The 26,714-nt window shown below is 73.7% G+C and carries 19 protein-coding genes; 7 read left to right on the top strand and 12 right to left on the bottom strand.

Annotated features, from left to right (window positions below):
- Positions 1–2: 2 nt before the first annotated feature.
- From murG to mraZ, 9 genes are all read right to left on the bottom strand, one after another.
- Complete coding sequence (gene murG / locus OC439_RS19020; RefSeq protein WP_030500243.1) at positions 3–1,109, bottom strand: undecaprenyldiphospho-muramoylpentapeptide beta-N-acetylglucosaminyltransferase; 1,107 nt, start codon at positions 1,107–1,109, stop codon at positions 3–5.
- Complete coding sequence (locus OC439_RS19015) at positions 1,109–2,611, bottom strand: FtsW/RodA/SpoVE family cell cycle protein (protein WP_370584962.1); 1,503 nt, start codon at positions 2,609–2,611, stop codon at positions 1,109–1,111. The genes murG and OC439_RS19015 overlap by 1 nt, the downstream gene beginning before the upstream one ends.
- Before the next feature lie 152 nt (positions 2,612–2,763).
- Positions 2,764–3,891, bottom strand: a complete 1,128-nt coding sequence (gene mraY, locus OC439_RS19010) for a phospho-N-acetylmuramoyl-pentapeptide-transferase (protein WP_091420798.1) — start codon at positions 3,889–3,891, stop codon at positions 2,764–2,766.
- Positions 3,888–5,297 carry a UDP-N-acetylmuramoyl-tripeptide--D-alanyl-D-alanine ligase gene (gene murF, locus OC439_RS19005; RefSeq protein ID WP_262014593.1) on the bottom strand — a complete coding sequence of 470 codons (1,410 nt, stop codon included), beginning with the start codon at positions 5,295–5,297 and terminating at the stop codon, positions 3,888–3,890. The genes mraY and murF overlap by 4 nt, the downstream gene beginning before the upstream one ends.
- Positions 5,294–6,856 carry a UDP-N-acetylmuramoyl-L-alanyl-D-glutamate--2,6-diaminopimelate ligase gene (locus OC439_RS19000; protein ID WP_262014592.1) on the bottom strand — a complete coding sequence of 521 codons (1,563 nt, stop codon included), beginning with the start codon at positions 6,854–6,856 and terminating at the stop codon, positions 5,294–5,296. Before OC439_RS19000 ends, murF begins: the two co-directional genes overlap by 4 nt.
- A 52-nt stretch (positions 6,857–6,908) precedes the next feature.
- The gene (locus OC439_RS18995) at positions 6,909–9,122 is read right to left on the bottom strand and encodes a peptidoglycan D,D-transpeptidase FtsI family protein (RefSeq protein ID WP_262014591.1); all 2,214 of its coding nucleotides are present in this window, start codon (positions 9,120–9,122) and stop codon (positions 6,909–6,911) included.
- A 3-nt stretch (positions 9,123–9,125) separates the two neighbouring features.
- Entirely contained in the window at positions 9,126–9,707 is a 582-nt protein-coding gene (locus OC439_RS18990; protein WP_262014590.1) for a hypothetical protein, read from the bottom strand.
- Positions 9,704–10,813: a 16S rRNA (cytosine(1402)-N(4))-methyltransferase RsmH gene (gene rsmH / locus OC439_RS18985; protein ID WP_262014589.1), complete on the bottom strand. Its 1,110-nt coding sequence runs from the start codon at positions 10,811–10,813 to the stop codon at positions 9,704–9,706. Before rsmH ends, OC439_RS18990 begins: the two co-directional genes overlap by 4 nt.
- A 204-nt stretch (positions 10,814–11,017) precedes the next feature.
- Positions 11,018–11,449, bottom strand: a complete 432-nt coding sequence (gene mraZ / locus OC439_RS18980; RefSeq protein ID WP_073831045.1) for a division/cell wall cluster transcriptional repressor MraZ — start codon at positions 11,447–11,449, stop codon at positions 11,018–11,020.
- Between the two features lie 355 nt (positions 11,450–11,804).
- On the opposite strand from mraZ, the gene OC439_RS18975 reads away from it, so the two are divergent.
- The 4 genes from OC439_RS18975 (at position 11,805) to OC439_RS18960 (ending at position 15,807) form a co-directional block, all read left to right on the top strand.
- Positions 11,805–13,052, top strand: coding sequence for a MurT ligase domain-containing protein (locus tag OC439_RS18975; protein ID WP_128138608.1), 1,248 nt, complete (start codon positions 11,805–11,807; stop codon positions 13,050–13,052).
- Positions 13,042–13,764, top strand: coding sequence for a type 1 glutamine amidotransferase (locus tag OC439_RS18970; protein WP_013287612.1), 723 nt, complete (start codon positions 13,042–13,044; stop codon positions 13,762–13,764). Before OC439_RS18975 ends, OC439_RS18970 begins: the two co-directional genes overlap by 11 nt.
- A gap of 29 nt (positions 13,765–13,793) precedes the next feature.
- Entirely contained in the window at positions 13,794–14,480 is a 687-nt protein-coding gene (locus OC439_RS18965) for a TVP38/TMEM64 family protein (RefSeq protein ID WP_410054935.1), read from the top strand.
- 124 nt (positions 14,481–14,604) lie between these two features.
- Positions 14,605–15,807 (top strand): hypothetical protein, encoded by a 1,203-nt coding sequence (locus OC439_RS18960; RefSeq protein WP_262014587.1) that lies wholly within the window; start codon positions 14,605–14,607, stop codon positions 15,805–15,807.
- Positions 15,808–15,881: 74 nt separating this feature from the next.
- Here the strand turns inward: OC439_RS18960 and leuS are convergent, their stop codons facing one another.
- Positions 15,882–18,722: a leucine--tRNA ligase gene (leuS, locus tag OC439_RS18955; RefSeq protein WP_262014586.1), complete on the bottom strand. Its 2,841-nt coding sequence runs from the start codon at positions 18,720–18,722 to the stop codon at positions 15,882–15,884.
- Between the two features lie 397 nt (positions 18,723–19,119).
- Here leuS and OC439_RS18950 point away from each other — a divergent pair, with 397 nt between their 5' ends.
- Genes OC439_RS18950 through OC439_RS18940 form a run of 3 tightly spaced genes read left to right on the top strand, consistent with a single transcriptional unit; the run spans position 19,120 to position 23,957 of the window.
- Positions 19,120–20,175, top strand: coding sequence for an AAA family ATPase (locus OC439_RS18950; RefSeq protein ID WP_013287615.1), 1,056 nt, complete (start codon positions 19,120–19,122; stop codon positions 20,173–20,175).
- A gap of 1 nt (position 20,176) precedes the next feature.
- Positions 20,177–21,475, top strand: coding sequence for a DUF58 domain-containing protein (locus OC439_RS18945; protein WP_262014585.1), 1,299 nt, complete (start codon positions 20,177–20,179; stop codon positions 21,473–21,475).
- Positions 21,476–21,491: 16 nt separating this feature from the next.
- Positions 21,492–23,957: a DUF3488 and DUF4129 domain-containing transglutaminase family protein gene (locus OC439_RS18940; RefSeq protein WP_262014584.1), complete on the top strand. Its 2,466-nt coding sequence runs from the start codon at positions 21,492–21,494 to the stop codon at positions 23,955–23,957.
- 870 nt (positions 23,958–24,827) lie between these two features.
- Here OC439_RS18940 and OC439_RS18935 read toward each other — a convergent pair.
- The gene (locus OC439_RS18935) at positions 24,828–25,229 is read right to left on the bottom strand and encodes a DUF3040 domain-containing protein (RefSeq protein WP_128139017.1); all 402 of its coding nucleotides are present in this window, start codon (positions 25,227–25,229) and stop codon (positions 24,828–24,830) included.
- A 115-nt stretch (positions 25,230–25,344) separates the two neighbouring features.
- Entirely contained in the window at positions 25,345–26,604 is a 1,260-nt protein-coding gene (locus OC439_RS18930) for a DNA polymerase IV (protein WP_262014583.1), read from the bottom strand.
- Positions 26,605–26,714 lie beyond the last annotated feature (110 nt).

Here is a 26,714-nt window from a genome sequence, read left to right as displayed (position 1 = left end):
CATCAGCGGGCCACCGCCTCGTAGACGAAGTTCAGCAACGCCACGTCGCCGTCGCGGCGGCCGTAGCCGGCTGCGGCGTGGCTCATCGCGTACAGCCGCTGCGGGTCCCGGATCAGCGGGATCACCGTCCGCTCCACCCAGGCCGGGGTCATCTCGGCGTCGTCGACAAGCAGGCCACCGCCCGCCTCCACCACCGGCAGCGCGTTGCGCTTCTGCTCCTGGTTGCTGTGCGGGTAGGGCACGTAGACGGTGGGCAGGCCGATCGCGGCCACCTCGGCGCAGGTCATCGCGCCGCCCCGGGCCAGCATCAGGTCGGCCGCGGCGTACCCCAGCTCCATCTCGGACAGATACGGCAGCGTGACGTACGGCACCGGCAGGTCGGTGGGCACGGAGACCGGCTCGTTGCGGGCGCCGATGACGTGCAGCACCTGCACGCCGTTGCGGGCCAGTTCCTTCGCCGCGCCGGAGACGGCCAGGTTGATCGAGCGGGCGCCCTGCGAGCCACCGGCGACGAACAGCACCGGCAGGTCGGGACGGAGTCCGAAGTGGGCGCGGGCGGCGTCACGCAGCGCGGCCCGGTCCAGCCCCGCGATGCCCCGGCGCAGCGGAACACCGACCACCCGGGCGTCGCGCAGCGCCTCGGCCTGGGCCGGCTGGTGCGGGAAACCCACCGCGACGTTCTTGGTGAACTTCATCCCGAGCCGGTTCGCCACGCCCGGCGGCACGTTCACCTCGTGGATGACGATCGGCAGCTCCCGCCGCCACGCGGCCAGGTAACCCGGCACCGAGACGTACCCGCCGAAGCCGACCACGGCGTCGGCCTGGACCTCGTCGATCACCTTGCCCGCCGCGCGCGCCGCCTTCCACATCCGGTCCGGGGTACGCACCAGGCTCATGTTCACCGACCGGGGCAGCTGGTAGGCCGGGATCTGCCGCAGGTCGTAGCCGGCCGGCGGGATCAGCTCGTTCTCCAGCCCCTTGGGTGTGCCCAGACAGGTGATCCGGACGCTCGGGTCGTGTCGGCGCAGGCAGTCGGCGAAGGCGAGCAGCGGGTAGATGTGCCCGCCCGTACCCCCTCCGCAGAGCACCACCGAACGCAGCGGACCCATCAGCGTCTCCTCTCGCTCGCCGCGCCGGCGCGCGCCCGGTCGGACCGGGCGCCGCGGGGCGCGGCCTGGTCGTCCTGCCGCCGCTGACGGGACCGGGGCACGGACCCTCGGTCGGCCGGGGGCGGCGCCGGTCGGCGACGCCGGCCGGGAAGCGGCGGCAACGGGGCCCACACTAGTCGGACCCATCGGGCGGGCGGACGGGCATGCAGCGCTCGCGCCGCGTCCGGCTCGGCGCGGGCGAACGAGGCGAGCATGCCGATCGCGGCGAGCGTCACCACCAAGGCGCTGCCGCCGTCGGAGATGAACGGCAGCGGTACGCCGGTCAGCGGCAGCAGGCCGGTCACGCCACCGATGTTGATGACGGCCTGGCCGACCAGCCAGGCGGTCACGCCGGCGGCGGCGAGCCGGCGGAACGGGTCCTCGACCCGGCGGGCGATCCGCATCCCGGTGTACGCGAGCACGGCGAACAGCGTCAGGACCACAGTGCAGCCGACCACGCCCAGTTCCTCGGCGACGATGGCGAAGATGAAGTCGTTGTGCGCCTCGGGCAGGTAGTTCCACTTCAGCGAGCTCTGTCCCAGGCCGACGCCGAACCAGCCGCCGTTGCCGATCGCGTAGCGGGCCTGCACGAGCTGGTAGCAGTAGTCGAGCTGCTGCTCGAAGCAGGTCTTCGGGTCGGGCGGGTCGAGCCACATGGTGAGGCGGCCGAGCCGGTAGTTGTCGGCGTCCCGGGAGCCGGAGCCGGCGCCCAGCGAGGCGGCGGCCACCAGCAGGCCGACGCCGGCCAGGCCGATCGTGGACAGCGCGGCGAAGACGCGGGCCCGTACGCCCGCCGCCCAGAGCATCCCGACCACCAGCGCCAGCAGGCAGAGCATGCTGCCCAGGTCGTTGTAGCCGACGAGCACGAACAGCAGGCCCACCACCGGGAACAGCGGCGTGGCCAGTTCCTTCCACCAGCCCAGCGCGGCGCCCTTGCGGGCCAGCACGTGCGCCGCCCACAGCACCAGCGCGAACTTCGCCACCTCGACCGGCTGCAGCGAGATCGGGCCGAGGGAGAGCCAGAGCAGTTCGGCCTTCAGCGGCCCGATCGAGGTCACCCCGAACAGCGAGTTCAGCGCGACGAGCAGGTTGAGCGTGAGCAGCAGCGCCACCGCCACGCCGAGCGCCGGACGGCTGACCGCCCGGAACGTGCGCGCAGGCAGCCGCTGGCAGGCCCAGAACGCGCCGATGCCGATCACCGCGAACACGGCCTGCTTGGTCAGCGACGCGGACGCGTCGCCGCCCTCGGCGAAGTCCTTCACGCTCGTGGCGGAGAAGACCATGGTGAGGCCGATCAGCAGCAGCAGGCCGGCGCTGGACAACAGCAGGTAGTACGAGGCCAGCGGCCGGGCCAGCAGGCCGCGCAGCGCGGCCAGGCCACCGGCCGGATCCCAGCGTGCGGCCGGCGGTTCGGCCGGGGGCGTGGCCGCCGGGGCACGGCGGGCCGGCGGGTCGCTGGTCACCTGGATGTCTCGTCCCTCCCCCACAGGCCCATCATGGCCGTTCGAACCGCCCGCCCGTGGCGCAACCGCCCGGTCGGCGTGTCGGATCTGAAGGAAGGGCCCCTTATTAACAGACGTCTGTTAATAAGGGGCCCTTCCCTACACCCGGGGCGTCAGCTGACCGCGGCGAGGAACTCGCTGTAGAACAGGCCCAGCGCGATGGCCACGCCGATGCCGGCGATGATCCAGAACCGGACCACGATGTTGACCTCGCTCCAGCCCGCCAGCTCGAAGTGGTGCTGCAACGGCGACATCCGGAACACGCGCTTGCCGGTGGTACGGAAGGAGATGATCTGGATGACCACGGACATCGTGATGATCACGAAGAGGCCGCCCAGGATCGGCAGCAGCAGGATGGTGCGGGTGGACATCGCCATGCCGGCGATCAGGCCGCCCAGTCCGAGCGCGCCGGTGTCGCCCATGAAGATCCGCGCCGGGGACGTGTTCCACCACAGGAAGCCCACGCACGCGCCGGCCGCCGCGCCGGCGATCAGCGCGATCTCCAGCGGGTCGCGCACGGCGTAGCAGTACGACTCGGTGTAGTTCGGGTCGGCGCACCAGTGCCGGTACTGCCAGAACGCGATCAGCGCGTACGCCGCCAGCACCATCACCGAGGCGCCGGTGGCCAGGCCGTCCAGGCCGTCGGTGAGGTTGACGCCGTTGGTGGCCGCCATGACCACCATGATGATGACGATCACCGCGCCGATCTTGCCGATCTCCAGCGCCGGGATGTCCCGGATGAAGCTCAGCGTGGTGCTGCCCACCGTCTCGGTGTTCGTCGCGTTGCCGCCGGCGTCGGTCATGCTCGACGGGAAGTAGACGGCCACCGCGCCGAACACCGCGCCGACCAGGATCTGCCCGGCCAGCTTGCCCCGCTTGTTGAGACCGCCGCTGTGCCGCTTGCGGACCTTCAGGAAGTCGTCGATGAAGCCGACCGCGCCGGAGAACACCATCAGCCCCAGCAGCACCAGCGCCGTGATGGTCGGCTCGACCTGCGCGATCTGCGCGTCCGGCAGCGTGGTCAGGGCCAGGTGCCCGGCCACGTACGCGATGACCGTGGCCAGGATGAAGACCACGCCGCCCATCGTCGGCGTGCCCTTCTTGCCCTCGTTGCTGGCGAGCCCGAGGTTCGATCGGATCGGCTGGCCGGCCTTGAGCCGGGCGAACACCTTGATCGCGATCGGCGTGCAGAACAGTGAGATCAGGAACGCGACCCCGATGGCGACGATGACCGCCCTCATGCGGCGCCGCCCTCCGTCGCACCGTCCGGGGCGTCCGCGCGCAGCGCGTCGGCCACCTCCCAGGTCCGGTACCGGGAGCCCTTCACCAGCACCACGTCCCCCGGACGCAGCTCGCTCCGCAGCACCTCGACGGCCGCCGCCTGATCGGTGAGCAGCACCGACTCTCCTCCCCAATTACCTACCGCTGTCGCGCCCTCGTGGATCGGCGCCGCCGGCTCGCCCACCACGAGCAGCCGGTCCACTCCCAGTTCGGCCGCGAGCCGGCCGACCTGCTGATGCCCCTGAAGTTCGAAGTCACCCAGCTCGGCCATGTAGCCGAGCACCGCGACGGTACGCCCGTCGCCGCGCATGCTGGCCAACGCCCGCAGCGCCACGCCGGTGGAGGCCGGGTTGGCGTTGTACGAGTCGTCGATCACGGTCACGCCGTCGGGACGCTCGAAGACGTCCATCCGCCGGGTGGAGACCAGGCCCAGCTCGTTGAGCGCCGCCGCCAGGTCGGGCAGCGGCAGGCCCAGTTCCCGGCCGACCGCCGCGGCGGCGAGCGAGTTGGAGACCTGGTGCCGGCCGGTGAGCCCGAGCCGCACCGGCGCGCTGCCCTCCGGGGTGACAAGGGTGTACGAGGGCCGTCCCCGGCCGTCGAGCGTCACGTCCACGGCGCGCACGTCGGCGCGCTCCGACTCGCCGTAGCGCACCACCCGGGCCCGGGTACGCGACGCCATCGCGTCCACCCGCGGGTCGTCGGCGTTGAGCACCGCCAGCCCGTCGGAGGGCAGCGCCTCGACCAGCTCGCCCTTCGCGAGCGCGATGGCCTCCACCGAGCCGAACTCGCCCAGGTGCGCCACGCCGACGTTGAGCACCACCGAGATCCGCGGCGGCACCACGTCGCACAGGTAGCGGACGTGCCCGACCCCGCGGGCGCCCTTCTCCATCACCAGGTAGCGGGTCTCCGGCGTGGCCTGCAACGCCGTGTACGGGTGCCCCAGCTCGTTGTTGAACGAGCCGGGCGGCGCCACAGTCGGGCCGAGCCGGACCGCGAGCTGGGCGATCAGGTCCTTGGTGGTGGTCTTGCCGGACGAGCCGGTCAGCCCGATCACCGTCAGCCCGGGCAGCCGGTCCACCACCGCGCGGGCCAGCCGGCCCATCGCGTCGAGCGCGTCGCCGACGAGCACCATCGGCACGCCCGGCACCTCCCGGGTGCCGAGCACCGCGACCGCGCCGGACGAGATCGCGCCGGCCGCGTAGTCGTGGCCGTCGACGCGCTCGCCGGGGAAGGCGACGAACAGCCCGCCCCGGTTCACCTTGCGGGAGTCGAACTCGACGGTGCCGGTGACCCGGGCGTCCGGGTCGGCGCCGACGAGCCGGCCGTCGACGGCGGCGGCCACCTCGGCCAGCGTCAGCGGGATCACCGCTGACCCACCAGGTCACCGAAGCGGGCGCGCAGCGCCGCCGCCAGCTCCACCCGGTCGTCGAACGGCAGCACCTCGCCGCCGATCTCCTGGCCGCGTTCCTGGCCCTTACCAAGCACCGCCACCACGTCACCCGGTTCGGCCACCCGGACCGCCTCCTCGATCGCCGCCCGCCGCCCGGGCACCTCGATGACGCGGGCCGGGGTCGCGGCGGCGTACGCGCCGGCGAGCACCTCGGCCCGGATCGCGGCCGGGTCCTCGGTCCGCGGGTTGTCGTCGGTCACCAGCACCACGTCGGCGCCGCGCGCGGCCACGCCGCCCATCACCGGCCGCTTGCCCCGGTCCCGGTCGCCGCCGGCGCCGAGCACGCAGATCAGCCGGCCCTCGGTCAGGCCGCGCAGCGCGGTGAGCACCGCCTCGATCGCGTTGGCCTTGTGCGCGTAGTCGACCACCCCGCGTACCGGGGCGTCGCCGCTGACCAGTTCCAGCCGGCCGGGCACGCCGCCGCAGGCGGCCACGCCGCGCGCCGCGGTCTCCGGGTCCACCCCGGCGGCGACCAGCAGGGCGACCGCGAGCAGCGCGTTCGCCACGTTGTGCCGGCCGGGCAGCGCCACGCCGGTGGGCAGCGTCAGCCCGTCCGGGCCGTGCAGGGTGAACCGCTGGGCGTACCCCTCGCCGTCAATGCCCCCGGCCCACCAGGTCGCGTCCGGGTCACCGGCCGCCGAGTAGGTGACGGTGCCGGGCTTGTACAGCGGGCGCAGCGCCGAGTCGTCGTGGTTGAGCACCTCGACCCGGCAGCGGCCGTCGAACAGCTTGGCCTTGGCCGCGAAGTAGTCCGCCTCGTCGGCGTGGAAGTCCAGGTGGTCGGAGCCGAAGTTGGTGTAGCCGCCGACGTCGAACCGGACGCCGCCGACCCGGCCCATCGCGAGCGCGTGGCTGGACACCTCCATCACCACCGTGTCCACCCCGTGCTCGCGGGCCACCGCGAGCATGGCGTGCAGGTCGGTGGCCTCCGGGGTGGTCCGGACGCTGTCGATCACCAGATCGCCGAGGCGGGTCTCCACGGTGCCGATCAGCCCGGTGACGTGCCCGGCGGCGCGCAGCCCGGACTCGACCAGATAGCTGGTGGAGGTCTTGCCGGCGGTGCCGGTCACCCCGATCACGGTCAGGCCGGCGGTCGGGTCGCCGTAGACGGTCGCGGCCACCTCGCCGAGCGCGTCGCGCGGGTCGTCGACGACGAGCACGGGCAGACCGGTGCCGGCGGCGAGCGCCGCGCCGGCCGGGTCGGTCAGCAGGGCCACCGCGCCCGCCTCCGCCGCCGCGGCGGCGAACTCCGCGCCGTGGCGGCGGGCACCGGGCAGGGCGGCGTACAGGTCGCCGGGGCGTACCTCCTGGCTGGCGTGGGTCACGCCGGTGACGGCCGGTTCGTCGGCCTCCTCCGGCAGAGTCGCCGCCACGCGGGCGGCGAGGTCGCCGAGCCGTACGGGACGCACGGTTGTGGGACGTGGATTGCCGGGCACGGCGTCAGACCCTACCCGGTCGTCCGGTTCCGACCGCACAGCCGCCCCGGTGGTTCGTCGCCACTCACCGATGATGTCCCGCCGCCCCCGCTCAGCGCGGAAAGACCTCGAACTTCGGGGACTTGTTGGTCAGCGACGGCGGCACCCGGTAGTGGCGGAGAGTGAAGCCCATCATCTCCCGGAACGCGGGCGCGGCGACCGCGCCGCCCTCGCCGCCGGGGCTCCAGACGAACACCGCCACCACGTACCGGGGGTTCTCCGCCGGGGCCATGCCGATGAACGAGCCGACCGGCCCGGGCTGCTCCTTGCCGTTCTCGTAGCGCAGCCCGGTGCCGGTCTTGCCGGCCACCCGGTAGCCGGGCACGGCGGCGGCCAGTCCGGTGGCCTGGCCGTCCGGGCCGTCGACCGTGGTGACCGCCTCCATCATCCGGCGCAGCGCCGCCGCGTTGTCGGGGCTGAGCACCGAGCGGGTGGTGGGCGCGGCGGCGGGGCTGCGCTTGCCGTCCGCGCCGATGGTCTCCTTGACCAGGTGCGGCTGCACGTACGTGCCGTTGTTGGCGATGGCGGCGTACGCGGCGGCCATCTGCAGCGGCGTGGCGTCCACGCTGTGCCCGATCGGCACCGACCCGTACGCCGAGCCGCTCCACTGGTCCGGCGGGAGCAGCCGGCCGGAGGCCTCGCCGGGCATGCCCTCGCCGGTCGCCGCGCCCAGCCCGAACCGCTTCTGGTAGTCGAACAGACGGTCCTTGCCCAGCTTCTCGGCGATCTCGATGGTGCCGACGTTCGACGAGAAGGCAAGCATGCCGGGGATGCTCATGGTGCGGCCGCCGGCCGGGTGGGTGTCGCGGAAGGTGACGCCGCCCCGGACGATCGTGTCGGAGACCGGGAACTTGGTGTCCGGCGTGATCACGCCCTCCTGGAGCGCCGCGCCGTAGGTGATCGCCTTGTGGATCGAGCCGGGGTCGACCACGAACGTGGTGGCCGCGTCGTCCCGGTCCGCCGGGGAGCCGACCTTGGTGGGGTTCGCCGCGTCGTACGTCGGCTGGCTGGCCTGCGCCAGCACCTCACCGCTCGGCACCTCGATGATCACCGCGGCGCCGACGCTGCCCTTCACCTTGGCCGTCTGCTTCGCCAGGATCCGCTGCGTCATGAACTGGAGGTCCCGGTCGACGGTGAGCTTCAGCGAGCTGCCCGGCTGCGGCTGGGTGGTGCGGCTGTAGCCGCCCGGGATGGGCGCGGCCAGGTCACCGAGGCCCACCTCGTAGGTCCGCTTACCGGCCTGTCCGCGCAGCACGTCGTCGTACTTCGCCTCCAGCCCTTCCAGGCCGTTCATGTCCTGGCTGACGAAGCCGAGCAGGTTGGCGGCCAGGTCGCCGCCGGGCACCTCGCGCCGCTCGTCACGGTGCACGTTGATGCCGGCCAGGTCGAGCTCCATGATCCGCTTCGCGGTGCCGATCTCCACACCGCGGGCCAGGTAGACGAACTGCAACGGGGTGTCGGTGCCGGGCAGGGTGCGCTGGCGCATCTTCTCGGCCAGGTCGGACACGGGCACGCCGAGCAGCGGGGAGAGCAGGCGCGCGGTGGCGAACCGGTCCTTCACCCGGGTCGGGTCGGCGAACACGTACCGGGCCTCGACGCTGTGTGCCAGCGGCTCGCCGCTGCGGTCGAGGATCGCCCCACGCGGGGCCGGCAGCTCGACCACGGCGAGCCGGTTGGGCAGGCCGCCGTCGGCGTACGCCGGGGTGTCCACGGTCTGGAGGTAGACCAGCCGCACGCCGATGCTGGCGAACAGCGCCAGCGCCAGCACGGTGCCGAGCCGCAGCCGCCGGCGCGGGTCGCCGAGTCGCGGCGGCCGGCGCGGCTTGCGTACCGGCCTGCGGGGTTGCGCGGCCGGGCGGCGCGGCTGGGACCGGCGGCGCGGCGGAGGCGCGTCCTCGTCGTCGTCGAACGGCTCCCGCACCGGCCGGGACGAGACGGTCCGCACCACGCCGGCCCGGCCGCCCGCGGCGGTAGACCGGCGCCCGGACCGGGCGCCGTCGGTGGCGGGCTCGCGCGTGCCGGCCCGGCCGGCCCGGCCGCCGTCGAGCACCTGCAACGCGGGCCGGAACGGGTCGCCGGACCGGTTGCTCCGGGGGGTACGCCGTTGCTCGGCGCCGCCGCCCTCGCGCACGGTCCGCCCGCGCGGGGTGTACGCGCGGGCGTCGGAGATCCCGCCGAGGCCCGGCTCGCGCGGCTCCGACCCCCGCGACGATCCGCGCCGGGAGCCATTGGCGTCCCGGCGCGGATCATCCGATCTCGGCGGCATCGCTCAGCCTCCGTTGCCCTGCGGGCTGGTGACCGACGGGGCGCCCTGCGCGGGGTGCGGCACCCCGATGGTCTGGCCGTCCGGCAGCCGGATGTAGGCCGGGTCCTCGGACTCGACCAGGCCGAGCCGCCGGGCGTTGGCGGTCAGGTTGCCGGGCGCCTCCTGCTTGGCGATCTCCTTCTTCAGCTCCTGCTCGTCCACGTCCAGCTTGGCCTGCTGCTGCTGGAGCTTCTCCAGCTTGAACGCGTTCTCGTTGATCTTGGTGTTGACCGCCAGGATGCCCAGCACCCCGCCGACCACCAGCACCAGGATCAGCGCGACGAACGGAGCCCGGGGCACCCGGATCGGCGCCGGCGGGGCGACCCGCAGGCGCGGCGCGGGCGCACCGGTGACCCGGGTACGCTCGGCCGGCCGCAGCGCGGCGCTGCCCTGCGTCGGAAACTCGCGCGCCCCCCGGGCGCGAGCCTGCTCCCGGCGGTCGGTCGCGGTCGTGTCCCGCGTGGTGCGCTGCGCCGCGGTCCGGCCCCCCGACCGCGGTGCGCGCTGCCCGACGGCTCCCCGGCCGTCGCGCTTCTCGACGTTCATGTCCCCTCCCCCTCCTCGTCCGTCCCGTTCGCGTCCCCCGGGGCCGACCGCGGGTCCTCGCCGGACCCCGGTGACCCCGTCCCCGGTTGGTGCATCGCCTTCACCCGGCGGCGGTACCGTTCGCGGTCGGTACGCCCCTGCCGGGCCGCCTCCGGATCGAGCCGTTCCGCGGCACGCAGCCGCACCGAGGCGGCACGCGGGTTCGCGGCCACCTCCGCCTCCCCGGGCAGCTCGGCGCCCCGGCTCAACAGCCGGAACGTCGGGCCCGACCCGGGCAGTTCGACCGGGAGGTCGATCGGGCCCTTACTGCGGACCCGATCGGCGAGCGCCTGCTTGGTGAGCCGGTCCTCCAGCGAGTGATAGGACAGGACCACCATGCGGCCGCCCACTGTGAGCTTGTCCAGAGCAGCCGGCAGCGCCGTCTCCAGCGCTGCCAGTTCTCTGTTTACCTCGATCCGTAAAGCCTGAAACGTTCTCTTTGCCGGGTGTCCACCGGTTCGCCGGGCCGGTGCCGGAATGGCGTCCCGGACCAGCTCGGCCAGCCGGGCCGAGGACGTGATCCGGTTGCGCTCCCGTTCCCGGATGATCGCCGAGGCGATCTTCCCGGCGAACTTCTCCTCGCCGTACACCCGCAGCAGGCGGGCCAGGTCCGGGTGGGAGTACGTGTTGACCACCTCTTCGGCGGTCACCCCCCGGGTCTGGTCCATCCGCATGTCCAGCGGCGCGTCCTGTGCGTACGCGAACCCGCGGTCGGGCGCGTCCAGTTGCAGGGACGAGACGCCGAGGTCGAACAGCACCCCGTCGATCGCCGGGTAACCGAGCCGGTCGAGCACCTCGGGCAGCTCGTCGTAGACGGCGTGCTCCAGGTGGATCCGGTCGGCGAACCGGGCCAGGCGGACCCGCGCGTGGGCGAGCGCCTCGGTGTCCCGGTCCAGGCCGATCAGCACCGTGTCCGGATGCGCCGAGAGCACCGCCTCGGCGTGCCCGGCCAGGCCGAGCGTGGCGTCGACGTGCACGGTGCGACCGGGCCGGCCCAGTGCGGGGGCCAGCAGCTCGAGACACCGCTCGAGCAGCACCGGCACATGCGTGCCGCGTAGCTCCCTCATCTCGACCCCCACCCCGTTCGCCAACCGTTCCGTCACGTGTCCGTCGTCGCCACGACGCCTCGCCATACCGCCAGATCCCCATCCGCTCCCGCCCGCCGGAGGCCGCGGCCCTCCGTGTCGGATCGTGCGCCTGGCACCGGGGAAGGGGTGCCAGGAACTCGAAAGCGGCTGGAGATCTCGCAGTACGTCGGGCGCCGTCACGCCCTACAGACCGCCGGGCAGCACCCCCTCCTCGATGTCGGCGAAGTCGTCTTCGCTCTCCGCGAGGTAGGCCTCCCAGGCCGCCCTGTCCCAGATCTCCACCCGGGTGCTCGCTCCGATCACGACCAGATCCCGGTCCAGTGCCGCGTACGACCGCAGGTGGCCGGGAATCGTGACCCGCCCCTGCTTGTCCGGCACCTCGTCGTGCGCGCTGGCGAAGAAGACCCGGCTGTAGGCCCGGGCCGCCTTGCTCGTCATCGGCTGCGCGCGCAACTGGTCCGCGATCCGCTGGAACTCGGGCATCGGGAAGACGTAGAGGCAGCGCTCCTGCCCTTTGGTGATCACGACACCCCCCGCCAGTTCGTCCCGGAACTTCGCCGGCAGGATCAACCGGCCTTTGTCGTCCAGGCGCGGAGTGTGGGTGCCGAGGAACATCGGCCCAACCCCCTCGCCCTGAGCGGCGTTCGCGGCGCCGCTGACCCCCCGGGCCGGTGTGGCCCTCCCGGCCTCACCATCGCGCCCCACTCTACTCCACTTCCCTCCACCTGCAACCAGAATCGCCCGCGCGGCGTGGCGTTTCCGCGCGCAAAACCGCACGTCAACGCGGGTGGGGCGGAGTGGAGGGGGTGGGGCGCGCCCCACACCGTCCGCTACCCGACATCGACCGCCGCCGTCCGGCCCCGCGCGCTCCGCCCGTCCGCCGGGCCGACCCCGGCCGAACGGTTCGCCGTCGGCGGCGATCTGGTGGAGGTGGCGGTCCGGTAACCTCGCTCGCGTGACGGACGCGAAGATGCCCTTGCGGGCAAAGGTGGCCAGCTCCGTGTCGCGCACCGCCGCGGCGCTGTCGCGGGCCGCGGGCCGTGGCGACGGCTCGGTGATCGGCGGCTGGATCGGCCTCAAGATCGACCCGGACCTGCTCGCCCACCTCTCGGCCGGGCGGGCCATCGCCCTGGTGTCCGGCACCAACGGCAAGACCACCACCACCCGGCTCACCACCGCCGCGGTCGGCGTGCTGGGCCGGGTCGCCACCAACTCCTTCGGCGCGAACATGCCCACCGGCCACACCTCGGCGCTGGCAAAGGCCGGCAGCACGCCGTACGCGGTGCTGGAGGTGGACGAGCACTACCTCGCCCAGGTGCTGGAGGCGACCGAGCCGCACGTGGTGGCGCTGCTCAACCTCTCCCGCGACCAGCTCGACCGGGCCAAGGAGGTCGCCATGATGGCGCAGCTCTGGCGCGCCGCCCTGGTCCGGCACCCGCGGGTGCGTGTGGTCGCCAACGCCGACGACCCGATGGTGGTGTGGGCCGCGTGCCCGCCGGCCGACCCGGCCCAGGGCCACGTGCCGCCGCACGTCACCTGGTTCAGCGCCGGGCAGCGCTGGCACGACGACTCCTGGGTCTGCCCCGAGTGCGGCTCCACCATCCAGCGCTCCGGCGAGCAGTGGTGGTGCACCGGCTGCCCGCTGCGCCGCCCCGAGCCGAACTGGACGGTCGAGGACGACGGCGTGCTCGACCCCACCGGCGCCTGGCACAAGATCCAGCTCCAGCTCCCCGGCAAGGTCAACCTCGGCAACGCGGCCACCGCGCTGGCCGTCGCCGCCGAGTTCGGCGTACGCCCGGTGGACGCGGTGTCCCGGCTCGGCACCGTCACCTCGGTGGCCGGCCGCTACGCCCAGGTCGACCGCGACGGGCGCAACATCCGGCTGCTGCTGGCGAAGAACCCGGCGAGCTGGCTGGAGGCGTTCGACATGGCCGACGTCGCGCCGACACTGCTGTCCATCAACGCCCGCGACCCCGACGGGCTGGACACCTCCTGGCTGTTCGACGTGGACTTCTCCCCGCTGACCGGCCGGCAGGTGCTGATCACCGGCGACCGGGCGTACGACCTGGCGGTGCGGCTGGAAGTGAACGGCGTGCCGTTCCAGCACGTCCGCAGCTTCGACGAGGCCGTCCGCGCGGTGCCGCCGGGCCGGCTGGAGGTCATCGCCAACTACACCGCCTTCCAGGACATCCGAGCGGAGCTGGACCGTGTCAACTGAGAGCCTGCGCATCGTCTGGATCTATCCCGACCTGCTGTCCACCTACGGCGACCGGGGCAACGCGCTGATCCTGGCCCGCCGGGCCCAGCTGCGCGGCATGCCGGTCGAGGTGCTGGAGGTCCGCTCCGACCAGCGGCTGCCCGCCACCGCCGACATCTACCTGCTCGGCGGCGGTGAGGACGGCCCGCAGGCGCTCGGCGCCCAGCGCCTGATCGCCGACGGCGGTCTGCACCGGGCGGTGGCCCAGGGTTCGGTGGTGTTCGGCGTCTGCGCCGGCTACCAGCTGCTCGGCACCTCCTTCTTCGCCAAGGGCACCCGCTGCGCCGGCCTGGAGCTGCTCGACCTCTCCTCCGACCGCGGCCCCACCCGGGCGGTCGGCGAGCTGGCCGGTGAGGTCGACCCGCGGCTGGGCATCCCGCACCTGTCCGGGTTCGAGAACCACGGCGGTCGCACCCACCTCGGCCCGGGCGTGTCCCCGCTGGCCCGGGTCACCACCGGGGTCGGCAACGACGGCGCCACCGAGGGCGCGTGGCGGGGCAAGCTGCTCGGCACCTACTCGCACGGCCCGGCGCTGGCGCGCAACCCCGACCTGGCCGACCTGCTGCTGCGCTGGGCGACCGGCATCCACCAGCTTCCGCCGCTCGACGACACCTGGGCCGACCGCCTCCGCTCCGAACGCCGCACCGCGGTGGCCGCCGCCCCGAGGCCGTGACCGGCGCCGCCCGGCCGGGGCGGCGACCGGTGGCCCGCCGGCTCGCCGGGTTGCTGCGGCAGCCCTCGGTGCGCCGGTTCGGGCTGCTCCTGCTGCTGCTCGCCGGGTTCGGCGTGACGCTGCTGCTGGTGCCCCGGCCGGACCCGGCCGACCTGCCCCGGCTCGCCGACTCGCTCGGCGGCTACGGCCCGCCCGCGGCGGTGATCGGCGGCGCGCTGCTGCTGGTGGCGCTGGTGCCGCGGACGTTCGTCACGCTGGCCGCGGGCGCGATCTTCGGCCCGGTGCAGGGCGCCGCGTACGCGCTCGGCGCGGCGCTGCTCGCGGCGGCCATCGGCTTCACAGTGGGCCGGGTGCTGGGCCGCGAGTTCGTCGCCGAGCGGGTCCGCGGCCGGCTGGCCCGCCTCGACGGCTGGTTCGCCCGGCAGAGCGTCTTCGGCGTGGTCACCGTGCGGCTGCTGCCGATCGCCGGGTTCGGCCTGGTCAGCTACGGCTACGGCACCACCGCGGCCCGGATCCTGCCGTTCCTGGCCGGCAGCGTGATCGCCTCCGCCCCCACCGCGATCGGCTACGCGGCGATCGGCGCCGCCGCGACAAGTCCCGGTTCGATCAACTGGTACGCGGCTGCGCCTGCGAGCCTCGGCCTGATCGCCAGTGTGCTGATCATCCACCGCTGGTGGCGGGCCGAACGGCGCCGGTCTGCCGGACCGGCCGGCTGACCCGGCGGCGAAGGCGCACGACCGCGCGGAGGACCTCCGGGCCGGACCGGCCCCGGTAACGACCGCACGACGATCCCGCCCACCGGTCACCGCGCGGCACCGGCGCTACCTAGCATTCGCGAGCATGAGGCCCTCGTCCCGCGCGGCCCGCTCCCGGGCCGCCGCCGTCCTCGCTCCGGTCCTCGCGGCGGCGCTGCTCGCCGCGTGCACCCCGGGAGACCCGGCGGCCACCCCGGCGACGGCCGAGGGAATGCCCTCGACGCAGGTGACCGCCGCGCCGCGTGCCGACTTCTGCCCGGTCACCATGCCGCAGAGCTGGCAGGACGCGATCCGGGACAGCCGGCTGCCGCAGGAGCCCGGGGAGCGGTGGTCAGGGCTCACCCCGGCACCGGACGCCCGCTCCGCGTTCGCCACCGTGCAGCGCGACGGTCTCCCGATGCTGCTGGTCAAGCAGGAGAAGAACGGCGACCGACGGGTCGTGGCCACCATGCCGGACCTGTTCACCTTCCCGCTGTGGGGCGACTTCGACGGGCGCTGGCTGGTCTACGCACGCTCCGACCTCATCCGGGCGGCGCCGCACTCCACCGGTGGCGCGGAACTCTTCGTCTGGGACGCGGAGACCGGGGCCGAGCCGCGGCAGGTCGCGAGCGCCGACCAGGGCGGCGTCCCGTTCCTGCTGCAGGACGGGAAGCTCGCCGTGACCCGGATCCTCGACAAGGACCGGGCCGAGCTGACCCTGCACGACCTGGCGGCCGGAACGGTCCGCACGGTGGCCACCGGACAGGTGAGCGCTGTCGGGTTCCGCGGCGCCGACCTGATCTGGTTCGACCGGGCCACTGGCCGCCTGAACGCGATCGGCCCGGATGAGACGGCGGGCCCTCCGGCACCGCCGGCCCTGGGACCGGGGACCACGGTGGACATGACCACTGACGGCCGCACCACGGCCTGGATGTCCCGGGACGAGCGCGACCTGACCGTCTGGCGGCCGGACTGGACGGCACCCGTGCGGATCCTGCGGGTCACTCCTCCCCGGCCGGCTACGCCCTCGCTGCCGCCCGGCGCCAGGCCACCGACCGAGGACCCGTTCCACCGGATCGCCAGCCCCACTGCGGTCGGCGACCTGGTGCTCTTCGACTACCACCTGGGCTGGTACGTGGCCGACCTGCGGACCGGCTCGTACGTCCGGCTGACCGCGGACCACGCCCAGGCGATGGTCTCGGGCTCGGCGCTGCTGATGGACCCGGACGACAACTCGGTCCCCACGGAGCGGCACGCGTACTCGCTGCTGCGCCTGGACCGGCTGCCGCCACTGCCGGCGTGCCCATGACGGACCACGGGGAGCCGCCGCCGGGTTGAGGCGCGCCCCGCCTGCGGGACGCGCCTCCGGCACACGGCCGCCGGTCAGGCGACCACAGACACCATCCGGCCCTTCACCACGATCACCTTGCGCGGCTCCTTGCCGCCCAGCGCGCCCGCGACCGCCTCCAGCGCGGTCGCGCGGACGGTCTCCTCGGACGCGTCGGCGGGCACCTCGACCCGGCCCCGGACCTTGCCGTTCACCTGCACCGGGTAGGTGACCGACTCGGCCACCAGCAGGGCCGGGTCGGCGACCGGGAAGTCCGCGTACGCCAGCGAGGTCTCGTGGCCCAGCTTGCGCCACAGCTCCTCGGCCATGTGCGGGGCGAACGGGGCGACCATCAGCACCAGCGGCTCGGCCACCTCGCGCGGCGTACGCGCCAGCCGGGTCAGGCCGTTCGTCAGCTCGATCAGCTTGGCGATGGCGGTGTTGAACCGGATCCCGTCCATGTCGGCGCGGACCCCGTCGATCGCCTTGTGCAGCAGCCGCCGGGTCGCCTCGTCGGCCGGCTCGTCGGTGACCCGCAGCTCACCGGTCTGCTCGTCGACGACGGTGCGCCAGACCCGCTGCAAGAACCGGTACGCGCCGACGACGGCCCGGGTCTCCCACGGGCGGGACACCTCCAGCGGGCCCATCGACATCTCGTACACCCGGAACGTGTCCGCGCCGTACGCCGCGCACATGTCGTCCGGGGTGACCACGTTCTTCAGCGACTTGCCCATCTTGCCGTACTCGCGCCGCACCTCGGTCTCGCCGTGGAACCAACGGCCGTCGACCTCGACGACCTCCTCGGCGGGCACGTAGGCGCCGCGCGGGTCGACGAACGCGTACGCCTGGATCATGCCCTGGTTGAACAGGCGGCGGAACGGCTCGAACGACGACACGTGGCCCAGGTCGTACAGCACCTTGTGCCAGAAACGCGCGTACAGCAGGTGCAGCACGGCGTGCTCGGCGCCGCCGACGTACAGGTCGGTGCCACCGCAGTCGCCGTCGCGGCGCGGCCCCATCCAGTACGCCTCGTTCTCCGGGTCGGCGAAGCGCTGCGAGTCGGCCGGGTCCAGGTAGCGCAGCTCGTACCAGCAGGAGCCGGCCCACTGCGGCATCACGTTGGTCTCGCGGGTGTAGCGCTTCGGCCCGTCGCCCAGGTCCAGCTCCACCTCCACCCAGTCGCGCCGCCGCGACAGCGGGGTCTCCGGGGTGCTGTCGGCGTCCTCCGGGTCGAACGTCTTCGGCGAGAAGTCCTCCACCTCGGGCAGCTCGACGGGCAGCATCGACTCGGGCAGCGCGATCGGCGCCCCGGTCTCGTCGTAGACGATCGGGAACGGCTCACCCCAGTAGCGCTGCCGGGAGAACAGCCAGTCGCGCAGCCGCCAGGTGACCGCGCCGGCGCCGTGCCCGTTCGCCTCCAGCCACTCGATGATCCGGGCCTTCGCGTCGGCGACGCCCAGGCCGTCCAGGTCGATGCCGCGCTCCGGCGCGGCGCTGTTGATCGCCGGGCCGTCACCGGTGTACGCCTTGCCGTCGAAGCCCTCCGGCGGCCGCACGGTCCGCACGATCGGCAGCTCGAAGACCTCGGCGAAGTCCCAGTCCCGCTCGTCCTGGGCCGGCACCGCCATGATCGCGCCGGTGCCGTACCCGGCCAGCACGTAGTCGGCGATGAAGATCGGCATCTGCCCGCCGGTCACCGGGTTGGTCGCGTAGGCGCCGACGAAGACGCCGGTCTTCTCCTTGCTGTCCGCCTGCCGCTCCACGTCCGTCTTGGCCGCGGCGGCCTTCCGGTACGCCTCGACGGCCTCACGCGGGCCGGCGTGCCCGCCGGTCCAGGCGTCCTTCGTCCCCCTCGGCCAGGCGGCCGGCGTCAGCACGTCGACCAGTTCGTGCTCGGGCGCCAGCACCATGTAGGTGGCGCCGAAGACGGTGTCCGGCCGGGTCGTGAACACCCGCACCGGGGCGGCGTCGGTCGGGAAGTCGATGTGCGCGCCGGTCGACCGGCCGATCCAGTTGCGCTGCTGCAGCTTGATCGGCTCCGGCCAGTCCAGTGTGTCCAGGTCCTCCAGCAGCCGGTCCCCGTACGCGGTGATCCGCATCATCCACTGCTTCAGGTTGCGCTTGAAGACCGGGAAGTTGCCGCGCTCGGACCGGCCGTCGGCGGTGACCTCCTCGTTGGCCACCACGGTGCCCAGTCCCGGGCACCAGTTCACCGGCGCCTCCGAGACGTACGCCAGGCGGTGGTCGTCGACGACCTTGCGCCGCTCCCCCACGGTCAGCTCGGCCCACGGACGCCCGTCCGGGGTGGCGCGGGTGCCGCCCTCGAACTCGGCGATCAGCTCGGCGATCGGCCGGGCCTTCTTGGCGTCCGCGTCGTACCAGGAGTTGAAGATCTGCAGGAAGATCCACTGGGTCCAGCGGTAGAACTCGGTGTCGATGGTCGCCACCGAGCGCCGCTCGTCGTGAGCCAGCCCCAGCCGGCGCAGCTGCGCCTTGAACCGCTCGATGTTGGCCTCGGTGGTGGTCCGCGGGTGGGTGCCGGTCTGCACCGCGTACTGCTCGGCGGGCAGGCCGAACGCGTCGAAGCCCATCGCGTGCAGCACGTTGCGCCCGGCCATCCGCTGGTAACGCGCGTAGCAGTCGGTGCCGATGTAGCCCAGCGGGTGACCGACGTGCAGGCCGGCACCGGACGGGTACGGGAACATGTCCAGCACGTACATCTTCTCGGCGCCCGCCCGCGGGTGGCCCGGGTCGGCCAGCGGGCCGACCGGGTTCGGCGCGTGGAAGGTGCCCTCCCGCGCCCAGGTGTCCTGCCAGCGGTGCTCGATCTCGTCGGCCAGGGCGGCGGTGTACCGGAACGGGGGGATGTCGGTCGCCGGTGCGGCTGCCTCACTCATGGCGTCTCCTCGGCGCGGATCGATTCGAAAAAATTGTGGGCGGTCTGCTGCGGGCACAAAAAAGCCCCTCGCGCAGGAGGGGCGGCCGTGCTGTCGCGCTTTCAGCGCATCAACACGGCTCGGTAAGAAGCAGGAAGAACCCGGCCATGCAGGCAGTGTACCTCGCACCCCTCGGTGGCGGCGCGCCCGTTCCACCCGCGGCGGCCGGTCCCCCGGTCCGGCGAATATTCCGGGCGTAACCGACCGACCACCTGCGGGAGTCGGCAGTAACGACAAACATGGTTAGCCTGAGATACCAATGAGATTTCTGCGGCAGACGAGGCTCGGCGTCGCGAACCCAACGGCGGGTCCAGGTGCTCTATAAAGAGCTGCCGTCCAGGCGACGAGGAGGAGGCCCGTGACACAACAGACCTGGGACGAGGTGGGCGGTCTGCTGCCGCACGACGAGTTCCGCGCCGCCAGCGAGGCCATCGTGGCCAACATCGAGCAGGTCATCGAGGGCAAGACCGCCACCGTCCGGCTCGCCCTGGCGGTGCTGCTGGCCGAGGGCCACCTGCTCATCGAGGACGTGCCCGGCGTCGGCAAGACCAAGCTCGCCAAGGCGATGGCCCGGTCCATCGACTGCTCGGTCCGGCGGATCCAGTTCACCCCCGACCTGCTTCCCAGCGACGTCACCGGTGTCAGCGTCTACAACCAGGAGACGCACGACTTCGAGTTCCGCCCCGGCGCGGTCTTCGCCAACCTGGTGGTCGGCGACGAGATCAACCGGGCCTCGCCGAAGACCCAGTCGGCGCTGCTGGAGTGCATGGAGGAGCGGCAGGTCACCGTCGACGGGGTCACCTACCAGTTGCAAACGCCGTTCATGGTGATCGCGACGCAGAACCCGATCGAGATGGAGGGCACCTACCCGCTGCCCGAGGCGCAGCGCGACCGGTTCACCGCCCGCATCGCCATGGGCTACCCGGACCCGCGCGCCGAGCTGGCCATGCTCGACGGGCACGGCGCCACCGACCCGCTGCCCGGGCTGCGGCCGGTCTCCGACGCGGCCACCGTCCGCCGGCTGATCGGCCACGTCCGGCAGGTACACGTCGCCGACGCCGTCAAGCAGTACGCGATCGACCTGGTCACCGCCACCCGGGAGGCGCCCGACCTGCGCCTGGGCGCGTCCCCGCGGGCCACGCTCCAGCTGCTGCGCACCGCCCGCGCGGTGGCCGCCCTGGAGGGCCGCGACTACGTCCTGCCGGACGACCTCCAGGTCCTCGCGGTGCCGGTGCTGGCGCACCGGATCATCCCGACCGCGGACGCGCAGCTGGCCCGGCGCACCACCGACGCGATCGTCTCCGAGCTGGTGCACCGCCTGCCGCTCCCGCACGACCGGCAGCGCTCGCCGTACGACACCCGCCCCGGCGGCGGCAACAACGGCCGCGGGCCGTACGAGCCGCGGAGGCCGTGACGTGCGCGACGGCCTGCGTGGGCTGACCACCCGCGGCCGCTCCTTCCTGGCGGCCGCGGTGGCCGCGGCGATCTCCGCCGGCATCCTGGGCGAGAAGGACCTGCTCCGGGTGGCGGTCCTGCTCGCCGTGCTGCCGCTGCTGGCCGCCGCGTACGTCGGGCGCAGCCGGTACAAGCTGGCCTGCAACAGGTCGCTGGAGCCGCACCGGGTGCCGGTCGGGGCCAGCTCCCGCGTGGTGCTGCGGCTGCAGAACCTGTCCCGCCTGCCCACCGGCACGCTGCTGCTGGAGGACCGCCTGCCGTACGCGCTGGGCAGCCGGCCCCGGGTGGTGCTGGAGCGGCTCGGCGCGCACCAGGCCAGCTCCGTGGCGTACACGGTCCGCGCGGACGTGCGCGGCCGCTACGAGGTGGGGCCGCTGGTGATCCGGCTGACCGACCCGTTCGGCCTGTGCGAGCTGACCCGGTCGTTCCCCAGCACCGACCACCTCACGGTGATCCCGCAGGTCACCCCGCTGCCGTCGGTCCGGCTACCAGGTGAGTACGCCGGCAGCGGCGACAGCCGGGCCCGGTCGGTGGCGGTGCACGGCGAGGACGACGCCGCCACCCGGGAGTACCGGAGGGGCGACGACCTGCGCCGGGTGCACTGGAAGTCCACCGCCCGCACCGGTGAGCTGATGGTGCGCCGCGAGGAGCAGCCGTGGGAGAGCCGCGCCACGGTGGTGCTCGACACCCGTGCCGGCGGGCACCGGGGCGAGGGCCCGACGGCCAGCTTCGAGTGGGCGGTCTCGGCCGCCGCCAGCATCGCCGTGCACCTGCGCGAGGCCGGCTACAAGCTGCGGCTGGTCACCGGCAACGGCGCCGACGTCGGCGCCACCGAGGCGGGCGGCGAGGGACTGCTGCTCGACCACCTCGCCGACGTGCACCTGGACCGGCGCGGCGAGATCACCACGCTCGTGCAGCAGGTCCGGCAGCGGGCCGACGGCGGTCTGATCATCGCGCTGCTCGGCACGCTCGGCACCGCCGAGGCGGAACTGCTGGCCGGGCTGCGCGGCAACGGCGCCACCTGCGTGGCGTTCCTGCTCGACAGCAACACCTGGCTCAACCTGCCACCGAACGCCCGGGCCGAGGCGGAGCGGGCACACGGCGCCGCCGCGCTCACGCTGCTGCAGAGCGGCTGGCGGGTCATCGGGGTGGAGCACGGCACCCGGCTGCCGATGCTGTGGCCGCAGGCCGGACGGGGCTCGCAGGGCTTCGCGCTGCGGGCCGCCATGGCCGAGACGGTGGCCGGCGGACGACGATGACGGGAAGGATCCCCCTGTGACCCCGCACCGCAACATCGGGTTCGTCGCCGCGGCGGCGACACTGCTGGCGGCGGCCCCCCTGTCGGCGATCTTCGAACGCTGGACCTGGCTGATCCAGGCCGCCGTCGTGGTCGCCGTGGTGGCTGGCGCGGCCGCGTTGAGCCGGCTGGGCCGGTTCCCGCTGTGGGGGCAGGTACTGGCCATGCTGGGCGGGCTGACCCTGGGCCTGACCTGGGTCTTCCCCGGCGGCACCGAACTGCTCGCGTTCGTGCCGACCCCGGCCACGTTCGCCCACTTCGGCGACCTGCTCCAGACGTCGTTGCAGGACATGCGCTCGTACGGCGTGAAGGTGCCGGACGTCGACTCGCTGCTGTTCCTCGCGGTGCTCGGCATCGGCGCGGTCGCGGTGGTGGTGGACGTGCTCGCGGTCGGGTTGCGCCGCCCGGCGCTGGCCGGTCTGCCGATGCTCGCCATCTACTCGGTGCCGGTCGCGGTCTACGTGGACAGCGTCCCGGCCACCCCGTTCGTGGTCGGCGCCGCCGGTTACCTCTGGCTGCTGGTCACCGACAACGTCGACCGGGTACGCCGGTTCGGCCGCCGGTTCACCGGCGAGGGCCGTGACGTGGACGTCTGGGAGGCGTCCCCGCTCGCCGCGGCCGGACGGCGGCTCGCCGTGGTCGGCGTGATCGTGGCGGTGGCGCTGCCGCTCGCAGTGCCCGGGATGACCGGCGGGCTGCTGAACAACGTCGGCGCCGGGCCCGGCGAAGGCAACGGGCGCCCGGGCCAGGGCGGCAGCTCGGGCCGGGTCGACCTGTTCGCGGCGCTCAGCGGCCAGCTCAACCAGAACGAGGAAGTCGAGCTGGTCAAGGTCAGTACCAACGAGACCACCCCGTTCTACCTGCGCCTGGGCGTGGTGGACGACCTGCGGCCGAGCGGCTTCCAGGCACGCGTGCCTACCGGGCGGCCGGTCACCCGCCCGCTGCCCGACCCGGGGGAACGCGCCACGCGCGGTGTCGAGCAGCAGCGCTACCGCGCCACGGTCGAGGTGACGAAGAACCTCAACATGCCGTTGCTGCCGGTCTACGCCGAGCCGGTCAACACCGACGACCTCAACGGCAACTGGCTGTACGACCCGAACCAGCAGGTCGTCTTCTCCAACCGGGAAAACGCCCGCGGCAAGAGCTACTCGTTCGACTACGTACGGTCCACCTTCAGCCCGGCGGCGCTGCGCGCGGCCCCGTCGCTGCCCTCGGACAGCCCGGTGATGCGGCAGCAGACCGAGCGGCCGTCCGTCCCGGCCGTCGAGGAACTGGTCGCGCAGCTGGTGAAGGGCAAGTCGAACGACTACGACAAGGTCCGGGCGATCTACGACTACTTCTCCGTGGAGAACGGCTTCACCTACGCGCTGTCCACCCGCAACGGCAGCAGCGGGGAGGACATCACCGACTTCCTCGCCACCAAGGTCGGCTACTGCCAGCAGTACGCGGCGGCGATGGCCTGGCTGGTCCGGGCCGCCGGTATCCCGGCCCGGGTGGCCGTCGGGTTCACCAACGGCGGCAACGCCGACGGCAGCACGTACGTGCTGACCAACCGCAACCTGCACGCCTGGACCGAGGTCAACTTCAGCGGGATCGGCTGGGTGCCGTTCGACGCCACCCCGGCGGCGGCCGTGACGGGCTCGGTCCGCTCGGCCTGGGCGCCGGACATCGACGCCCCCGAGGAGGTCACCCCGTCGGCCGGCAGCACCAGCGCTCCCGACGCGGCCGGCCCGTCGGCCGGGCCGAACGAGGCGGACCGGCTGGACAAGGACACCGACCAGGGCCTGACGCTGAACCAGGGCGGCCCGGCCGAGGAGAGCCCTGTCTGGCCGTGGTGGCTGGCCGGTGCGCTGGCGCTGCTGGCGCTGCTCGCCGTACCGGCCCTGCGCCGCTCCGCGCTGCGCCGACGCCGGCGCGTCCGGGCGGTCCCGCCCGCGGCCACCGCGCTGCCGGTGCCGGGCCAGCGCGGCGAGACGCGGCCGGTCGTCGTCGGCGTGGACGCCGAGGCGGCCCGCGCCGACGCGCACGCCGCCTGGGACGAGCTGCTCGACACGCTCGTCGACTTCCACGTCCGGGTGGACCGCACGGAGACCCCCCGGGCCACCGCCGAACGGCTGGCCCGGGAGGCACTCGCCGAGAAGGGCGACGCCGTGACCGGGGTACGCCTGCTCGGCCGCGCCGAGGAGCGCGCCCGTTACGCGCGTGACCCGCTGACCGACGCGGAGTTGCAGCCGGCGCTGCGCACGGTCCGGGGCGCGCTGGCGGCGGGCGCGGACCGCCGTACCCGGCTGCTGGCCGCGCTGCTGCCCCCGTCGGTGCTGCAGCGTTGGCGTACCGCCCTGGCCGAGCGGTCGGCAATGGTGGTGACCGCGAGCGGTCAGGTCCGGCAGCACATGACCCGCTGGAGCCCGCGCCGCCTCCTGGCCCACCGTCCCACCCGCTGACCCACCCGCCCGCCCCGCCCCCTCCCGCGCGGCCCGCCGCCCTTCGGCGTCGATCAAGGAGTTTGTGTCCAAACCCAGCCCGCTGAAGACACAAACTCCTTGATCACCGCTCCTGGCCGGACACGCACGAGATCTTGGTACGAAACGGCCCCCATAAGGGCCCTTTCGTACCAAGATCTACGGCGGCTCCCGGGATACGGGCAGCGAATCCCGCCTGCCGGGCGAGCACGGCTGATCAGGCGAGCTGGGCGCCCCGCCCCGCCCCGCCCCGCCCCGCACCGCCCCGGCCCGGCCCGGCCCGGCCCGGCCCGGCCTCGACGATCTTGCAGTTTGCGCCCGGGCGAAGGGGACATTCGGGGCACCGCTCGGGCCGAAAGTGCAAGATCGCGGGTGAGGGCGGGTGTGGCGCCTGCTGGCGGGCGCGAGGAGGCGCTTGGCGTGGCGCTGAGGCGGGGAGGCTTGGGCACGACGGGGAGCTGCTCTGCCGCGACCCCGGGCACGGTGCACACGCCCACGCGCGGGGCGACCCGGGCACGGTGCACACACGCTCACGTGCGGGGCGATCCGGGCACGGTGCGCACGCCCACGCGCGGGGCGATCCGGGCACGGTGCACACACGCTCACGTGCGGGACGATCCGGGCATCACGTGCTGACGGAGGCGCCCGGCGGTGCGCATACGAGGCGGACCGCCGGGGGCGGCGCCGAGTGGCGGGGCAGTGAGTGGACGGTGGGGTCGATCGCGGGCACGACTGAGGCCGGGCCCTCGCCCGCGCTGCCCGGCGACCGGCAGCAGGGCACCCCGGCGGCGCTCGCCAGCCTGTTACGGAGGCACCGCCGGTTTCCCGCCCCGGGTCAGGGGCGGGACGCGGTCAGCGGTGGCCCTCCGGGCGCTGCCGCCAGCGGTCCTCCATCCGATCGAGGAAGGAGCCCCGGCGACCACCACCACTGCGGCCACGGGGACGACGCCGGCTCGTTGTGCCGCCGACCACGTGCAGGTCGGGCGACTGGGATCGGCGGTGCGACTGCACCGCGTAGCCCAACGAGGCCAGCATGACGACGAAACCCGCCACGGCCACCGCGGGAATCTTGATCACGGCACCGTAGATCAACAGGGCCAGACCAGCGACGACCACGCCGGCAGCGACGAGCACGCGACGCCGCGCGTGGAAACGCGGGTCGCTGGCGCGCACGGCCGAGGCGAACTTGGGGTCCTCGGCAAGCGACCGCTCGATCTGCTCGAACAGCCGCTGCTCGTGCTCCGAGAGCGGCACGGCACTCCTCCCCGGTCACGTTGGTCGGCCCGGGCGGGCCGACAGACCGTGGCAGCCAACCGGCTGCTTACCCGCAAGTCTACGAGGGCCCCCGCGCGTCGGAAAGCGGGACGACCTACGGCCGGGTCGGTTTTTCGACTTGTCGTGTATCACGACGGCCGAGAAGACTGGCCGGACCTATGACGGACCGCCCGAATCGGGCGGCCGCCGCGTCGGCCGCCGCCTCCGCCTCGCGCCAGCCGCGCTCGGGCGCACCGAGGGTGAGCTGCTGCGGGGTCTCCCCGGCGGGGGCGAGACCTTCCATCCGGACCCCGACCAGCCGAACCGGCTCGCCCGGGGCGAGCGCGCCCCACAGCGCCCAGGCCGTGTCGAACATCTCCCGGGCGGTGTCGGTGGGCACGGCGAGGGTGCGGGAGCGGCTGATCGTCCGGAAGTCGGCGAAACGGACCTTGAGCGACACCGTACGGCCCACCTGCCCGGCCGCCCGCAGCCGAGCGCCGGCCTTGTCGGCGAGCGCGAGCAGGGACCGCCGGATCTCGTCCGGGTCGGTCACGTCGATGTCGAACGTGACCTCCGCGCCGATCGACTTCTCCACCTGTTCGGGCGTGACGCCGCGCGGGTCACGCCCCCAGGCCAACTCGTGCAGGTGGGCGGCGGACGCCTCGCCCACGGCCCGGCGCAGCAGGCCGGCCGGCGCTTCGGCGAGGTCGCGTACGGTGCGCAGGCCGAGGCGGCGCAGCGCGTCCGCCGAGCGCTCCCCCACGCCCCACAGCGCGGACACCGGCAGCGGGTGCAGGAACTCCAGCACCTGGGCGGCCGGGACCACGAGCAGGCCGTCGGGTTTGGCCCGGGTGGAGCCGAGCTTCGCCACGAACTTGCTCGGCCCCACGCCCACCGAACAGGTCAGCTGTTGCTCCTCGGCGACCCGGCGGCGGATCAGCGCGGCGATGTCGGCGGGCCGGCCGAACAGCCGTCGGGCGCCCGCCACGTCGAGGAACGCCTCGTCCAGCGACAGCGGCTCGACCAGCGGCGTGACGTCCCGGAAGATCCGCATGACCGCCCGCGACGCCTCGGTGTAGGCGGTGAAGTCGGGCGGGAGGTAGACCGCGCCGGGGCACAGCGCGCGGGCACGGGCGGTGGGCATGGCGCTGCGGACGCCGTACCGCCGGGCCTCGTAGCTGGCGGAGCTGACCACGCCGCGCGGGCCGACGCCGCCCACCACCACCGGCCGGCCGCGCAACTCGGGGCGGCGGCGCACCTCCACGGAGGCGTAGAACGCGTCCATGTCGACGTGCAGGATGGTGCAGCCGGTGTCGTCGGCGTCCGGCCCGAAGCGGGGGTCACCGCCTCGGGGCAACGACTGGCTGCGGCCCATGCCAGCAGGCTAGCCCGCCGGTCCGACAACCCCACCGCCCGCCGACCCCGCACGAGGCGGGGCCGACCCGGGCCCGCGGCCACCAGCGCACCAGCACGGACGAAGCGGGG

It is taken from the genome of Micromonospora sp. Mcm103 (assembly GCF_024519755.1).
GTDB lineage: Bacteria > Actinomycetota > Actinomycetes > Mycobacteriales > Micromonosporaceae > Micromonospora > Micromonospora aurantiaca.
This window is presented reverse-complemented; position numbering and strand designations above follow the sequence as displayed.

Bases quoted from the DNA above. Each gene is read 5' to 3' on its own strand.
- OC439_RS18990 (WP_262014590.1), bottom strand. From the start codon at position 9,707: ATGAACGTCGAGAAGCGCGACGGCCGGGGAGCCGTCGGGCAGCGCGCA.
- OC439_RS18930 (WP_262014583.1), bottom strand. From the start codon at position 26,604: ATGGGCCGCAGCCAGTCGTTGCCCCGAGGCGGTGACCCCCGCTTCGGG.
- mraZ (WP_073831045.1), bottom strand. From the start codon at position 11,449: ATGTTCCTCGGCACCCACACTCCGCGCCTGGACGACAAAGGCCGGTTG.
- leuS (WP_262014586.1), bottom strand. From the start codon at position 18,722: ATGAGTGAGGCAGCCGCACCGGCGACCGACATCCCCCCGTTCCGGTAC.
- murG (WP_030500243.1), bottom strand. From the start codon at position 1,109: ATGGGTCCGCTGCGTTCGGTGGTGCTCTGCGGAGGGGGTACGGGCGGG.
- OC439_RS18960 (WP_262014587.1), top strand. From the start codon at position 14,605: ATGAGGCCCTCGTCCCGCGCGGCCCGCTCCCGGGCCGCCGCCGTCCTC.
- rsmH (WP_262014589.1), bottom strand. From the start codon at position 10,813: ATGAGGGAGCTACGCGGCACGCATGTGCCGGTGCTGCTCGAGCGGTGT.
- OC439_RS18975 (WP_128138608.1), top strand. From the start codon at position 11,805: ATGCCCTTGCGGGCAAAGGTGGCCAGCTCCGTGTCGCGCACCGCCGCG.
- OC439_RS18995 (WP_262014591.1), bottom strand. From the start codon at position 9,122: ATGCCGCCGAGATCGGATGATCCGCGCCGGGACGCCAATGGCTCCCGG.
- mraY (WP_091420798.1), bottom strand. From the start codon at position 3,891: ATGAGGGCGGTCATCGTCGCCATCGGGGTCGCGTTCCTGATCTCACTG.